Annotated in this window: 12 protein-coding genes; 8 read left to right on the plus strand and 4 right to left on the minus strand. The window is 71.3% G+C overall.

From position 1 onward, the window contains the following. Positions 1–63: 63 nt before the first annotated feature. Positions 64–810 carry a TetR/AcrR family transcriptional regulator gene (locus ACQPWZ_RS28030; protein WP_433572674.1) on the minus strand — a complete coding sequence of 249 codons (747 nt, stop codon included), beginning with the start codon at positions 808–810 and terminating at the stop codon, positions 64–66. A 104-nt stretch (positions 811–914) separates the two neighbouring features. On the opposite strand from ACQPWZ_RS28030, the gene ACQPWZ_RS28035 reads away from it, so the two are divergent. From ACQPWZ_RS28035 to ACQPWZ_RS28055, 5 genes are all read left to right on the plus strand, one after another. Next, positions 915–3,191, plus strand: a complete 2,277-nt coding sequence (locus ACQPWZ_RS28035; RefSeq protein ID WP_433572675.1) for an MMPL family transporter — start codon at positions 915–917, stop codon at positions 3,189–3,191. Next, on the plus strand, positions 3,188–3,871 hold the full coding sequence (locus ACQPWZ_RS28040) for an LmeA family phospholipid-binding protein (protein WP_433572676.1): 684 nt from the start codon (positions 3,188–3,190) through the stop codon (positions 3,869–3,871). The genes ACQPWZ_RS28035 and ACQPWZ_RS28040 overlap by 4 nt, the downstream gene beginning before the upstream one ends. A gap of 673 nt (positions 3,872–4,544) precedes the next feature. Then, a complete protein-coding gene (locus ACQPWZ_RS28045; protein WP_433572677.1) occupies positions 4,545–4,982 on the plus strand; it encodes a hypothetical protein in 438 nt (145 codons plus the stop codon). A 43-nt stretch (positions 4,983–5,025) separates the two neighbouring features. Next, entirely contained in the window at positions 5,026–6,318 is a 1,293-nt protein-coding gene (locus ACQPWZ_RS28050; RefSeq protein ID WP_433572678.1) for a hypothetical protein, read from the plus strand. An 83-nt stretch (positions 6,319–6,401) separates the two neighbouring features. Next, a complete protein-coding gene (locus ACQPWZ_RS28055) occupies positions 6,402–7,061 on the plus strand; it encodes a hypothetical protein (RefSeq protein ID WP_433572679.1) in 660 nt (219 codons plus the stop codon). A 46-nt stretch (positions 7,062–7,107) separates the two neighbouring features. On the opposite strand, the gene treZ is transcribed toward ACQPWZ_RS28055, so the two are convergent. Continuing rightward, positions 7,108–8,853, minus strand: coding sequence for a malto-oligosyltrehalose trehalohydrolase (gene treZ / locus ACQPWZ_RS28060; protein WP_433572680.1), 1,746 nt, complete (start codon positions 8,851–8,853; stop codon positions 7,108–7,110). A 90-nt stretch (positions 8,854–8,943) separates the two neighbouring features. On the opposite strand from treZ, the gene ACQPWZ_RS28065 reads away from it, so the two are divergent. Beyond that, positions 8,944–10,317 carry a GH1 family beta-glucosidase gene (locus tag ACQPWZ_RS28065; protein ID WP_433572681.1) on the plus strand — a complete coding sequence of 458 codons (1,374 nt, stop codon included), beginning with the start codon at positions 8,944–8,946 and terminating at the stop codon, positions 10,315–10,317. A gap of 44 nt (positions 10,318–10,361) precedes the next feature. Then, the gene (locus ACQPWZ_RS28070) at positions 10,362–11,261 is read left to right on the plus strand and encodes a helix-turn-helix domain-containing GNAT family N-acetyltransferase (protein ID WP_356702250.1); all 900 of its coding nucleotides are present in this window, start codon (positions 10,362–10,364) and stop codon (positions 11,259–11,261) included. 96 nt (positions 11,262–11,357) lie between these two features. Here the strand turns inward: ACQPWZ_RS28070 and ACQPWZ_RS28075 are convergent, their stop codons facing one another. Continuing rightward, entirely contained in the window at positions 11,358–12,254 is an 897-nt protein-coding gene (locus tag ACQPWZ_RS28075; RefSeq protein WP_433572682.1) for a GNAT family N-acetyltransferase, read from the minus strand. A gap of 361 nt (positions 12,255–12,615) precedes the next feature. Next, complete coding sequence (locus tag ACQPWZ_RS28080; RefSeq protein WP_433572683.1) at positions 12,616–13,581, minus strand: GNAT family N-acetyltransferase; 966 nt, start codon at positions 13,579–13,581, stop codon at positions 12,616–12,618. Positions 13,582–13,757: 176 nt separating this feature from the next. On the opposite strand from ACQPWZ_RS28080, the gene ACQPWZ_RS28085 reads away from it, so the two are divergent. Continuing rightward, on the plus strand, positions 13,758–14,306 hold the full coding sequence (locus ACQPWZ_RS28085) for a DUF1707 and FHA domain-containing protein (RefSeq protein WP_340476038.1): 549 nt from the start codon (positions 13,758–13,760) through the stop codon (positions 14,304–14,306). Positions 14,307–14,371 lie beyond the last annotated feature (65 nt).

Genomic DNA, 14,371 nt, shown 5'->3' on the forward strand with positions numbered 1-14,371 from the left:
AGGAGTTGGAGCACTCTCGATGGCAAGACCCGGCCTCGCCCGGTGTCGCCGGCGCAGGGAGATCTACGGGGTCGGTGCCGACGCCGACGCGGGCGTGTCCGTCGTCGCGAGCAGCGCGTGCACGGTCGTCTCCATGGCGCGGCGGGCCGTCGCGGTGTCCAGGCCGCTGCTGCGCCAGTGGTACCAGGCGCCCCAGGTGGTCACCCCGTCCAGCCCGTTGAGCAGATCCGCCCGGCGGTCCGCGGGCAGCCGGTCGAGTTCGACGGCGAAGATCTCGGCCAGGCGATCGCGCGCGAAGTCGTAGACCTCACGGGTCACCTGCTCGACGCGTTCCGACGGCTGGTCCTGGCGCATGATCGCCAGCCGTGTCGGGGTCATCCACTCCAGGATCCGGGCGCGCTGTTCGGCCATCGCCGCGACGCGCGCACTGCGGGGACCGTCCGTCGGCAGCGGCTTGATCTGTGCGAACAGCTGCTCCAGCCGGCGGGTGATCGCGGTGTCGATCACCTGGGACATGTCGGCGAAGTGATGGAACACCAACCGCCGGGACACACCGGCCCGCTCGGCGACCCGGTCCGCGGAGAAGTGCGCCTCGCCCTCGTCGAGCAGCGCCAGCAGAGCGTCGGCGATCTTCTCGCGCGTCTGCCGTCCGCGCTCGGTACGGCCGTCCGGAGCGCGGGCGGGGGTGTTCCCCTCGCTGCCGCCCTGGGCCCGGCCCGGCGGAGTGCGTCCCTCGCTGCCGCCCGGGCTCCGGCCCGGGGCACGCGTCTCGCCGCCGTCCGGTGACTGTCGCGCCGGCTGCTTCACCACGGTCCCTCCTGAAGTCTCGCTGTTGACATTGTTGCACTCGCGATGCAACGGTTCTGATTGCACGCCGAGTGCAATGAGTTTCGTACGAAAGGGCCGCAATCCTGATGCTCCTGTCCGTCGGGCGTTGGTGCGCCCGCAGACCCAAGCGAACCGTGGCCGCCTGGCTGCTGCTGCTCACCGCCCTGGCCGCCGCCGTCGGGGTCTTCGGAACGGTCACCAGTGAGGCCGTCACCATCCCGGGCAGCGACAGCCAGGCGGCCCGCGACGTGGGCGAGACGTTCGGCGACGCGGCCTCCGGGCCCCAGCCCGTCCTCCTCCACACCGCGTCCGGGGAGGCGGGGCTGACCTCCCCGGCACAGCGGGCGGCGGTCGAGGCGGCGGCGCGGGCCATCGCCGACGTGGACCATGTCGTGGCCGTCACCACCCCCTACGGCCGGTCGGGCACGAGCGCCCTCAGCGCCGACGGCCGTACCGGCCGGATGCTGGTCGAACTCGACCTCACCGGGCGGGACATCACGCCTGTCATCACCCGCGGCATCGTCGACGCGGCCGGCCCTGCCACCGACGCGGGCATCGAGGTCACGCCGGGCGGCGACCTCGCCGAGGCCGAGGACAAGGGCTCCACCGGACACAGCGAGATCATCGGGCTCGCCGCCGCCTTCGTCGTCCTCGCCGTGGGGTTCGGCAGTCTCGTGGCGGCCGGGGTGCCGTTGCTCACGGGTGCGCTGGGGCTGGCCGGCTCCCTCTGTGTGGTCGGGCTGGTGGGGCACGTCGTCGACATGCCGTCGTCGGGCACCACGATCGCGGCGATGATCGGCCTCGGCGTGGGCATCGACTACACGCTGTTCTGTCTGACCCGGTTCCGTGAACTGCTGGCCGCCGGGGCGGGCGTGGAGGACGCGGTCGCACGCACCATGGCCGGCTCCGGTAAATCGGTGCTCTTCGCCGGAGCCGCGGTCATCGCCGCGCTCGCCGGTCTCTCTCTGGGCGGGCTGCCTCTGCTGCACGCTCTGGCCCTGGCACCAGGGATCGCCGTACTGGTCGCAGTGGCGGCCACACTGACGCTGCTGCCGGCGGTGCTGGCGCTGCTCGGGCCCAGGCTGACACCGAAGCCCGTACCGATACGCGTACCGAGGTTCATACCCAAGCTCGCATCGAAGCGTTCCGCATCGCGGCCGGTGGAGAGCGACACCGGCGCCGACGCCCGCCCGCCCGGCTGGGGACGTATCGCCGAGTACGTCGCCGCCCGGCCGTGGCGCTGCCTGGCGGCCGGGCTCGTCCTGACGGGTGTCCTGGCCGCACCCGCCGCCCACCTGACGTTCGGTCAACTCGATGGCGGTGACCGGGCCGTGGGTACGGCGAGCCGTACCGCGTACGACCGGACCGCGGCGGCCTTCGGCCCCGGCGCCAACGGGCCGCTCCAGGTCACCGGCACCCTGTCCGACCCCGCGGCCGCACCCGACGACCCGAGGCTCGCCCCGGTCGTCGGCGCGCTGCGGGCGACCCCCGGCGTCGCCGCGGTCGCACCGGCCGAACTGGCCGCCGACGGCCGCCACGCCCGCTGGCAGGTCACCCCCGAGACCGCGCCCGGGGATCCGGACACCGCCGCTCTCGTGCACCGGCTGCGCGAGGACACCCTGCCCGAGGCCACGGCCGGCAGTGGACTCGTCACGCATGTCGGCGGCGCGACGGCAGCTCAGGCCGACCTCAACGAACGCCTGGCCCGGCGGATGCCGCTGGTGGTCGGCTTCGTCCTGGCGGTCGCAGGACTGCTCCTGCTGCCTGCCTTCCGTTCCCCGGTCATCGCGGTGAAGGCCGCGGTGCTGAACCTGGTGTCCGTGGCGGCCGCCTACGGCGTGCTGACCGCGGTCTTCCAGTGGGGCTGGGGCGCGCAACTGATCGGCCTGGAGGGGGCCGTCCCGATACCCGGCTACGTACCGCTGCTGATGTTCGCCGTGCTGTTCGGGCTCTCGATGGACTACGAGGTGTTCCTGCTCAGCGCCATCAGGGCGGCCTATGTACGCGACGGCGACAACCGCCGTGCGGTGATCAGCGGCCTGGCGGGGACCGGCCGGATCGTCACCTCCGCGGCACTGATCATGGTCAGCGTCTTCCTGAGCTACGTGCTGTCCGACGACCCGGTGGTGAAGATGTTCGGCATCGGCCTGGCCGCCGCCGTGGCCCTGGACGCGACGGTGGTCCGAGGCATTCTCGTCCCGTCCACGATGATCCTGCTCGGCCGCGTCAACTGGTGGCTGCCCGCCTGGCTGGACCGGCTGCTGCCGCACATGGACATCGAGGACGACGGCCACGGTCCGGCGCGACCCCGCAAGGACGCGGTCGCCGATGCGGCCTTCGCGGGCGACGGAGGTGCGTCGTGACCCGCCTGTTCCCGACCTGGCGCGGCCGACGCCGCTGGACCGTTCTCGCGCTGTGCGCCGTACTCGCCGCTCTGCCCGTTGCCGACCGCGTCGCCGCCGGCGTCGCCGAGGGACGGATCGCCGACCGGGTCGCCGCCGTGAGCACCGCGGTGGTCGGCACCCCGCAGGTACGGATCGACGGCTTCCCCTTCCTCCTGGACGCGGCCCGCGGAACCTTCCCGCAGGTGTCGGTGCGGGCCGACGCGGTCACGGCCGAGGAGCAGCCCGTGAGTGCGGCGATAGAACTGCACACCGTGACGGAGAAGGCCGGCACCTATACGGCGGCGAGCGCGGACGGACGATTCACGGTGCCGCTCGACTCGTTGGGCGGCGGTTCCGGCGGGGCCGCGTCGCTCTCCGCCGACGAGGACGGACGGCTGCGGATCGAGGGGGTGCGCGGCCTCCCCCTGACCGTGACGGCGGAACTGCGGCTCACCGGACGCACCATCACGGCGGTCCCGGTGTCGGCCTCGTTCGCGGGACGCCCGCTCGACCCCTCCGCTCCCCGGATCGCCCGGGCCTTCGCGGAACGGGACCGCGTGGTGCCGGACCTGCCGGCGGGTCTCAGCCCGACGGAGGTGACGGTGGGGGAGTCGGGGGTGACGGTGCACGCGCGGGGGGAGGATGTGCGGCTGGGCTGACGGGGTGGTCAAGTAATGCCTTGCTCGGGGGTGTTGGCCTGTGCCTATGGTGTCCACCGCATACGCGAGGCGGTCCTTGACCGCTCTGCCGTGACGTACGCGTATCGGTCGGCGGCCGGGGGAACGGTGCCGCCACGGGGGAGGGATACGGACGACCTCGGGTCGCTCGTGGAGGCGGTCGTCGCTTTCGTGCGAACGGCCTTGGGCAGACGGTGATTTCGTCGGATCGTGCCTGTCAGGCGGCTCTGCTGCGAACTATCTGTATCTGTCCAAGGGGCAGTACGAAAGGTTGCAGGCGTTGGGAAAGGACTTCCACTGCGGGGAGTACGTGGTGAGTGCAATCGACTACCTCGTGGAACCTGGCACCTAGCAGCACCAGACTTCGAGGCTGGACGATTCGCCCCCTGCACAAGCCCGGCCATCTGGTTTCCACATCGCACCCGGAATGAGAGCCGTAAGGCAATGGATCGCAAGGACGTCTGGATCGACTTCGGTTTCAGCGGTCTCACTAAATGGTTCGGCAGCCTCTTCGAGTTCACTCCGCTGGAACTCGTCGTCGCTGCCGCGGACTGGGGGGGAGGGTGCCTACGCACCCACCCTCCGGGAAGACGCTGTCAGGCTGCTGGAGTCACCCCTGCCGACCAGGGTGATCGACATTCTGTGGTGCGCGGCCGTGCGCTCTGAGTTTGTCCCGGATGAGCGATGGATCGACGGACGCGACTGGCTCCGCCAGATCGTGGACGTCTGCGAGGAACGCATCCGCCGGGACGAACCGCGATCCCACGACCTCCCTCCGGTGACTCCCTGCGATCCGGACCTCGGGGACCTCAAGGATGCGGTTCTCGCCGAGGTGCGCGCGTTCGCGCCCGAGTTGGCGCGTGCCACCGCCGACCATCCCTACCTGAGCGTGCCGGACGTGGTTCCGGCGCTGGAACGGCTCGTCACCGAGGTCGACCCCGATCTCGGGTTCCGGCTCTTCCTGCGGGTCCTCAAGGCGTATCTGATCTACATCAGCGAGTCGCAGCACCTCCGGTACCGCGAACTGGGCGAGCGGTTCGGGTACCACGAGTTGGTTGTCGATGACGGCACGCTCCAGGTCATGCCTCGGTGAGCCTGTGCCCGGCGAAAGGTGTGTGATGGTTCAGCCTCGCGAGGTGTACTACGACGACTTCGGCGCGGACTTCGGGCTCAGCGGCCTCGCGGAAACCCTCTCTTCCCGTACGAACCTGCGTCTCGACGACCCGGTGGTGCTCGCCCTCGCTGCGAAGGCGGCCGAGGAGGACGAGGACGATCAGCTCGGTAAGGACGTACGGCTGCTGCTGGATTCTTCGCTTCCGGACAGGACGATCCATGCCGTGTGGCTGGCTGCCGCGCGAAGGTGTTTCGATCCGGTTGAGCTGGGTTCGGATGTGCGCGCCTGGCTGCGCCGCATCTCGGATGTATGCCCGCCGCGGGTGCGGGAGAGGGACCCGATCGAGGCGATGGTCCTGGACGCGGAACGACCGGTGGCAGCCGAGGAGGAACTGCGCGCAACCGTGGCGGCGGAGATCGACCGGGCCGCAGCCGGCCTGGAAAAGGCTGTCGCGGTCACCGGCATTGTCGCGGCGCTGCATCAGGTGGTGGCTCAGGTCGACGCCGACCTGGGTCTGCGTATGTTGCTGCGCGCGGCCAAGGCGTACTCCGTCCCGATCGGGATGGAGCAGTACGACCGGCTGATGACGATCGGTGAACGACTGGCCTATCCGGCAGCCGCCGTCTACGAGGATCTGAACGTGTCGTGGGCACCGATCGATTCGAGTCGGCGTGACTTCGAGCTGGGGCGCTTCGGGCTCCCGATCCTGGCGGCCGTCTTCCAGGGATCCGGGTGGCCGTACGTCGGCACCGTGCGGGAGAACGTCGAGAACGTCACCACTGCCGACTCCGGATACGTTCCCGGCTCCTACGCGTCCGTGCTGCTGGAAGATGTGCAACGGCTGCTGCATTCCACTCTGCCGGACGACGCTGTCACCGCGCTGTGGCGGGCGGCTTCGGGACGGTGGAACAACACCGACGAGTTCGACGCGGACGGCCGGACATGGCTCCGGCAAATCGCCGAAGTGTGCCGTGAGCACCTGGAGAACGTCGACCCCGCTTACACCCCCGTCGTGTCGCCCGCCCGGACCGAGTTGGCGCAGACGGTCCTTGCGGAGGTCAGGCAGATGGTCCCGAACTTGACGGACAGGACCGAAGAGACCGGCGCCGCGACACTGCGGAACGCCGTGGCGGCGCTGCAAGAGGTGGTCATGGCCGTCGATCCCGACCTGGGTTTTCGCCTGTTCCTGCAGATTGTCGGTGCGTGCGAGATCACCATCACCGAGGGCACGCGCACCCGGTACAAGTCGATTGCCGATCAACTGGGCTACGGCGACGGCCATATTGACGAGCGGTTGCCGCCCAGCCCGGCATGAGCGGCTGAGCCCCTCTGTCGCCGCGAGGAGGCAGTCGACCGGACGCCGATACACACCCCCCACCCGAAGCAGGAGACGGAACCATGACGCTGTCACACCGGCACCTCGGTGTCGACATCGGACTCAGCGGGCTGATCAAGTGGATCCGCTACCCGTTGGTCATCAGTGAGACCGCCGGCCTGGACGTCGTCACGAGCGTTGCCGACCGGTTCGACGGGGCGTTCGCCCATCAGCTACTGCGGGACTGTCTTGTCCTCCTGGACTCACCGCTGGCCGGCCGGGACATCGAGATCCTGTGGTTGGCAGGGACGTTCCGCGAATTCGACGTGGAGCGCCTTGGGATCGACGGGCGGGCGTGGCTGCGCCAGATCGCGGACATCTGTACCGACCGGATCCGGCGCGACGACCCCTCCTTCGAGCCCGAGGCTGTCGCACCGATCGTGGACGACGCGACGAAAGAGGCGGTCCGGACCGAGATCAGGTCGGTCGGGCCTGCCCTGGAGCAGGCCACCGCCCACCACCCCTACAACGCGCTCGACGGTGTCGTCCCGGCCATGGAACAGGCAGCGGACGTCGAGGCCGACCTGGGTTTCCGGCTGCTGCTCCGGGCCCTGAAGGCGTACTCCGTGCCGATCAGCGAGGCCCGGTACGAACGCTACCTCGCGCTCGGCGACGAGCTCGGCCTCGGTGAGGACGTCGTGGACGACAGGGACTTCACCATCTGGCCGGACCTGATGGACTGACGGCGCCCGCTCCGCAGCGGGAGAGCCGCACCGGCGTGCGGAGGCCTCACCCGTCCGCCAGCACCACACACGACTCCGCCGGCAGGTGCAACATCCCGTCCCCGCCCGGCGGTTCGACCGACTCCCACGCCGCCAGCACCCTCCCCCCGCCCCCCAGCGGGATCGCCGCCGGTTCCTTCGACAGGTTGATCGCGACCCGCAGATCGCCGCGTCGGTAGGCCAGCCAGCGGGCCTGCTCGTCGAACGCCACCTTCACCGCGGCCAGATCCGGGTCCGCCAGGTCCGACTGGGCGTGGCGCAGGGCGATCAGTTCGCGGTGCCAGGCCAGCAGCCGGGCGTGCGGGTCGCGGTCGCGTTCCGCGCGGTCCAGGCAGGAGCGATCGCGGGTGGCCGGGTCCTGCGGGTCAGGGATCTCCTCCTCCGCCCAGCCGTGCTCTCCGAACTCCCGCCGCCTGCCGTTGCGTACGGCTTCGGCGAGTTCCGGGTCGGTGTGGTCCGTGAAGAACTGCCAGGGTGTACGGGCGCCCCACTCCTCGCCCATGAACAGCATCGGGGTGAACGGCCCGGTCAGGACCAGCGCGGCCGCGCAGGCCAGCATCCCGGGGGAGAGGGAGGCCGAGAGCCGGTCGCCGAGTGCCCGGTTGCCGATCTGGTCGTGCGTCTGGGCGTAGCCGAGGAAGCGGTGGGCGGGCGTGGCGGCCACGTCCAGGGCGCGGCCGTGTGCGCGGCCGCGGAAGCTGGAGTACGTGCCGTCGTGGAAGAAGCCGTGGGTGAGGGTCCTGGCGACGGCCGCGAGGGGCGCTGCGGCGAAGTCGGCGTAGTAGCCCTGGGACTCGCCGGTCAGGGCGGTGTGCAGGCCGTGGTGGAAGTCGTCGTTCCACTGGGCGTGCAGGCCGATACCGCCCGCGTCGCGCGGTGTCGTCGTGCGCGGGTCGCACAGATCCGACTCGGCGATGAGGAACAACGGGCGCCCCACCTCGGCGGAGAGTCCGTCGACCGCGGCCGCGAGTTCCTCCAGGAAGGTGAGCGCCCGGTGGTCGACCAGGGCGTGCACGGCGTCGAGGCGCAGGCCGTCCAGCCGGTAGTCCCTCAGCCAGGCGAGCGCGCTGCCGAGCAGGAAGGCGCGGACCTCGTCCGAGCCGGGGGCGTCGAGGTTGACCGCCGAGCCCCAGGGCGTGGTGTGGGTGTCGGTGAGGTAGGGACCGAAGGCGGGCAGGTAGTTGCCGGACGGGCCGAAGTGGTTGTGGACCACGTCCAGCACCACGCCGAGGCCGTGCGAGTGGGCTGCGTCGACAAAGCGCTTCAGTGCCTCCGGTCCGCCGTACGGCTCGTGCACGGCCCACAGCGACACCCCCTCGTAGCCCCAGCCGTGCACCCCGGGAAACGGGCAGAGCGGCATCAGCTCGATGTGGGTGATGCCCAACTCGGCCAGTTCGCCGAGCCGTTCGACCGCCGCGTCGAGCGTTCCCGCGGGGGTGTACGTGCCGATGTGGAGCTCGTACAGCACCGCACCCCGCAGCTCTTTCCCGTTCCAGGCGTGGCGCCACACATAGGTGTCCTGCCGCACCAGCGCGCTCGGGCCGTCCGGGCCGTCGGGCTGACGGCGCGAGCGGGGGTCGGGCAGCACCGGGCCGCCGTCCAGCGAGAAGCCGTACCGGGCGCCGTCGTCGGCCTCCGCCTCGGCGGTCCACCAGTCCCTGCGCTCTGCGTCCCGGGCCATCGGGCGCTCGGCGCCCTCCAGCCGCAGCGTGACCTGCTCCTCGGCCTGCGGTGCCCATACCTCGAACAGCACTGGCGGTCCCCTCGTCGTCGATGCCGACCCCCATCCTGACAAGGCCGGGGTCTGGAGGGGGTGACGTTGCGGCCATTAAGGTCAACGGCTATGTCATCGGCCAGCTCCATGCCACCGCTGCCCGCCTTTCCGCCCGGCTTCCTGTGGGGCGCCTCCGCTTCCGCCTTCCAGACGGAAGGGGCCGCGGACACCGACGGCAAGGGGCCGTCGGGATGGGACGCCTTCGCGGCCCGGGGCCGTATCAAGGACGGTTCCGACGCCTCGCGCGGCACCGGCTTCCACGAGCACTACCGCGAGGACGTCGCCCTGCTCGCCGGGCTCGGCGCGGACGCCTTCCGGTTCTCCGTCAGCTGGCCGCGGGTGGTGCCCGGCGGCAGCGGTCCGGTCAATGCGGCCGGGCTCGGCTTCTACGACCGGCTCGTCGACGAACTGTGCGCGAACGGCATCACCCCGGCGCCCACGCTCTACCACTGGGACACCCCGCTCCCGCTGGACGAGGCGGGAGGCTGGATGAACCGGGACACCGCGTACCGCTTCGCCGACTACGTCTCCGCGGTCGCCGACCGGCTCGCGGACCGCGTCCCCCTGTGGATCACCGTCAACGAGCCCGCCGAGGTCACCCTGCTCGGCTACGCACTCGGCGAGCACGCCCCCGGCAAGCAGCTGCTGTTCGACGCCCTGCCCGCGGCCCACCACCAGTTGCTCGCCCACGGACTCGGGGTCGCGGCCCTGCGGGCGGCCGGCGCGACGAACATCGGCATCGCCGTGTCGCACTCGCCCGTACGGGCCGCGGGCACCAGCGAGGAGGACCGGTTCGGCGCGGACCTCTACGACACGCTGACCAACTGGCTCTTCGCCGACCCGATCCTCACCGGCGCCTACCCCGACGAGAACGTCGCCGCGCTGATGCCCGGCCCGGTCGCCGAGGATCTCGCCGTCATCGCCGCTCCGCTCGACTGGTACGGCGTGAACTACTACCACCCCATGCTCGTCGGAGCCCCCGCCCAGGACGCGCTCGGTGACTTCGCGGGCGTCGGTATGCCGGCCGAACTGCCCTTCGGGCTGCGGGAGACACCGAGCGAGGAGCGCACGGCCTTCGGCTGGCCCGTCGTCCCCGACGGACTGCGCGAGATGCTGGTCCACCTCAAGGACCGCTACGGCGACCGCCTGCCGCCGGTGTACATCACGGAGAACGGCTGCTCCTACGACGGGCTCGACGACCGGCGCCGGATCACGTTCCTGGACGCGCATCTGCGGGCACTTCACCGGGCCATCGGTGAGGGTGTCGACGTGCGCGGCTATTTCACCTGGTCGCTCACCGACAACATCGAGTGGGTCGAGGGCGCCTCGCAGCGCTTCGGCCTCGTCCACATCGACTACGCGACGATGGAGCGCACTCCCAAGGCCTCGTACGCCTGGTACCGGGACGCGATCGCAGCCCAGCACGCCGTTCGGCCACGGTGAGGGCCGCACTGGACCCCTCGTCATTCTCTGACTAAAGTCAGAGAATGGATGCGACGCAGATCGGACAGGTGCGACGGTTCAACCGCACCGTCACCGAACGCGTCGGCGCGCTCCAGGACCACTATCTGGGCCGCGACCGGCCCATCGGCGAGGCCCGGCTGCTCTGGGAGATCGACGACCGGGGCCAGGACGTACGGCGCCTGCGCGAGCGTCTCGGGCTCGATTCCGGGTACGTCAGCCGTCTCCTGCGCTCGCTGGAGGCCGCCGGTCTGGTGACGGTGGAACCCCAGCCCCGGGACAGACGGGTGCGCACCGTCCGGCTCACCGACGCGGGCCGCGCGGAGCGCGCCGTGCTCGACGGCCGCAGCGACGAGCTGGCGGGCTCCATGCTCGAACCGCTCAGCCCCGCCCAGCGCGGCCGGCTGGTCGCGGCCATGGCCGAGGTCGACCGCCTGCTGACCGCCGCGACGGTCGTACTGGACGCCGTCGACCCGGACAGCCCCGACGCCCGGGACTGCCTGCGGTCCTACTTCACCGAGCTGCAGGAGCGCTTCGACAACGGCTTCGACCCTGCCAGGAGTCTGTTGCCCGACGCCGGCGAACTCCGGCCGCCGCACGGCCTGTTCCTCGTCGCCCGGATGCAGGGCGAACCCATCGGCTGCGCCGGTCTGAAGCTGCCGGCCGGGGCACCGGCCGAGATCAAACGGATGTGGGTCGCACCCCGGGCCCGGGGCCTCGGTCTCGGCCGCCGGTTCCTCGGGGAGCTGGAGAAGCGGGCCGTCCGGCACGGCTGCGGTCTCCTGCGCCTGGACACCAACAAGGCACTCGACGCGGCCATCGGCCTGTACCACTCCGCCGGCTTCGAGGAGGTCCCGGCCTTCAACGACGAGCCGTACGCCCACCACTGGTTCGAGAAGCGGATCGGCACGCCGGCACCGGAGTAGGCAAGAGCGGGCAGGGGAGTAGGACGGGGGGCGCAGGCAGGGGCCGAGGACGCGGGGGCCGGGGCGCCCGGAACTCCGGACGCCCCGGCCCTCACCTCAGTCCTGCGAGCCCGGCTCCAGGTGGACGCGCTCCTGCACGACCGGGTACCCGGCCCTGGTGAAGTTCGCCGCCATCGGGAAGTTGCCCTGGTCGGTGGCGCCCGCGATGAACTCCGCGCCCCGCTCGGCCAGGAAGTGCGTGCACTCGGCGAGCAGGTCGTAGGCGTAACCGTGGCCGCGCTGCCCGGGCACCACCCCGATGAAGCCGACGCACGGCCCCGACGGATTGTGCGCCGGGATGTGCAACCCGACCAGTTCACCGTCCGGGGTGTGGGCCAGCTGCCACCACTCGCGCGGTGACGGGCACCAGTGGAAGAAGTCCAGCTCTTCCTGGGCCGCCCGGTCCAGACCGCCGTCCGCGATCGCGCGCAGGGCATGGGCGTCGAGGGTCGACGAGTGCACCCGGCGCAGGACGTCGAGGAACACCTCGTCGTCCGGCTCCGGCCGGAAGACCAGCCGGCCCGGCCGCGCCGGCAGCCCGTTCTGCGGTGTCCACCGGTACTGGAAGCGTTCCACCAGCACCGTCATCCCGGCCGCCTGTGCGGCCCGCAGCCGGCTCTCACCGGCGGCCCGCAGCACCGGGTCCTCACGCCAGCCGGCGGGCAGGATCAGCTCGTACTCCACCTGGTGCGGGGAGGTGCGCAGCAGTTCGGCGCCCGCGTCCTCCTCGCCGTCGGCGACATCGAACCAGTTGACGTTGACGGGGGCCGTGTCGTCGGGCCCGCCCCACCAGGCGGCCCGTGCGACGACCTTGCCGTCGCGCAGGGCGACGCGCTTCCACTCGGGCCGGTGGGTGGCACGGGACAGCGCACGGCCGACGCCGAGCGGGTCGGGAAGCGAGTCGAAGAGATGTGCGTCGCTCTCGTCGAGAGCGCGGATGACCAGATCGGTCATGAGGAAGTCCTCCGGGAAGAGATCAGGGTGATGCGCTCCCGGTCAGACTGCGAACGCCGGGCGGACGGGGCGGGAGCGCGGGAATCGTGTGGTGGGCATCGCACTCGCCTCCTTCCGTCGTCACAGGCGTGGTGATCACCGTAGACGGCACGGCCCGAGCCGTCCAGCGTTTTTCCCGGGTGAGCTCCGGCCCGTGGTCCGGGACTCCGGGAACTCGCGACCGGTCCCGCCGGAGCCCGGCGCTCGGCCCCTCCGCCCGGGACCCGGCCACAGTCACCCGGACCCGGCGACTGCCGGCGGAGTACCTCTCCGGGACGACTGCCATGCCCCGGGCCTCGGTAGCAGTCCCCGGACCCCGGGATCAGTCCCAGACGAAATTGAGCGCCCGCTCGAAGTTCACATACCCGGCCCGCTCGAAGGCCTTGGCCATGGGCACATTGGCCAGGTCCGTGGCCGCCCGGATCCGCGGAACGTCCTCGGCGGCCAGGATGCGGGTGCCCTCGGCGAGGATCTCGTCGATGTACCCCTTGCCGCGATGGCCGGGCAGCACCCCGATGTACGCGATGATCGCGTTGTAGTTGTTGCGGGCGGGGATCACGAAGCCCACCGGCTCTCCGCCGCCGGGCAGTTGGGCGATCCGCCACCACGCGCGCGGCGACGTGTAGCCGGCGAGCTCCTCGTCGTAGTGCTTCTCCGCCGCCTCGCGGGCGGTGAGGCCGGAGGCGAGATCGGCCCGGGCGTGCACGTCGAGGGTGCCCTCCATGACCGGAGTCATCAGTGTGAGGAGATCGTCCCGGCCGGCGACGGCGCGGAAGTCCAGACGTCCGCCCGGCGCGGGCACGGCGGTTCCCGGGCGCCACTCCAGCCGCAGCCGTTCCACCAGCTGCCGTGCGCCCGTCGCCTCCAGGACGGCCGTGCGGGTCTCCACCACCGCGCGGGCCGCCGGGTCCTCACGCCAGTCGGGCGGGATGAAGCGCCCGTACTCCGGCCGGGGCGCGCCTGCCGGGACGACCGCGGCCGTCGCGGTCTCCAGCAGCCGCAGCCCGGCCTCCGACCGCTCGGCCGGGGGCAGTTCGTCGTCGACGTCGAAGAAGTCGAGGGCGAGCGGCCTGTCACCGCCGGTCGTCGTCCACCAGGAGAGCCGGGCGAGCACCCGCTCCCCGCGCAGGGCGACCCACATCCACTCGGGACGCCGCCGGCCGGTGGCGAGATCGTCCTCGAGTTCATGGTCGAGAACGTACGAAAGGCGCTGGAACAGGGGGAGTTCGTCCGGTCCGCTCAGCGCGCGGACGGTGAACTCCGGGTGTGCCGCCGGTGCAGCTGTCACGGGTGAGGGCTCCTCGGTGTTCGGGTCCGGGGGACAGTAACAGCCGCGCGGGCAGGCGCAACGAGGTTTTCCCGGGCCGGAATGTTTGCTTCCGTGCAGGTCAGCGGTGGGTCGGGAAGGATGAGAACGCCGGTTCTTCTGGACACCCCAGGCCTTTCGGCCCGACAATTACGGACGTGACGTCGTCCCCCGAGTTCCCCACGTACCCCGCACGGCTTTCGGATGCCGAGCGGGACCGTGTCGTCGGCGTGCTCCGGGAGGGCGCCGCGCAGGGCAAGCTGTCGCACGACACCTTCCTGCGGCGCATGGAGCTGGCCCTGGTCGCGCGCCGGCCGGAGGAACTGAGCGTGCTCACCGCCGATCTCCGGGTAGAGAACCGCGCGTCACAGGTGCTGTTCGGCGCGGTGGGCGGAGTGTCCGCGTTCTTCGTACGCCTCCGCAGGGCGTGGCAGGCCGAGAAGCTGCCGCCGCTGCTGCTGCCGGAACCGGGCCCCTACCCCCTGCGGATCGGCCGCGACCCGGGCAACGGTCTGCGGCTGAGCCACGACAGCGTCTCGCGGCTGCACGCCGAACTGAGCATGCAGGGCAGCCGGTGGATCCTGCGCGATCTCGCCTCCACCAACGGCACCACCGTCAACGGGCAGCGGGTGACCGGGGCGGTCGTGGTGCGTGAGGGCGACATGGTGGGCTTCGGCCGGATGAGCTTCCGGCTCACCGCGCGCTGACCGACGCTGCCCCTGACCGGGCCCGAAGCCGCACCCGGGCCGGCCCTCCGGTTCCTCACCCGTCC

The sequence above is a fragment of the Streptomyces sp. CA-251247 genome, assembly GCF_050952975.1.
Lineage (GTDB): Bacteria > Actinomycetota > Actinomycetes > Streptomycetales > Streptomycetaceae > Streptomyces > Streptomyces achmelvichensis.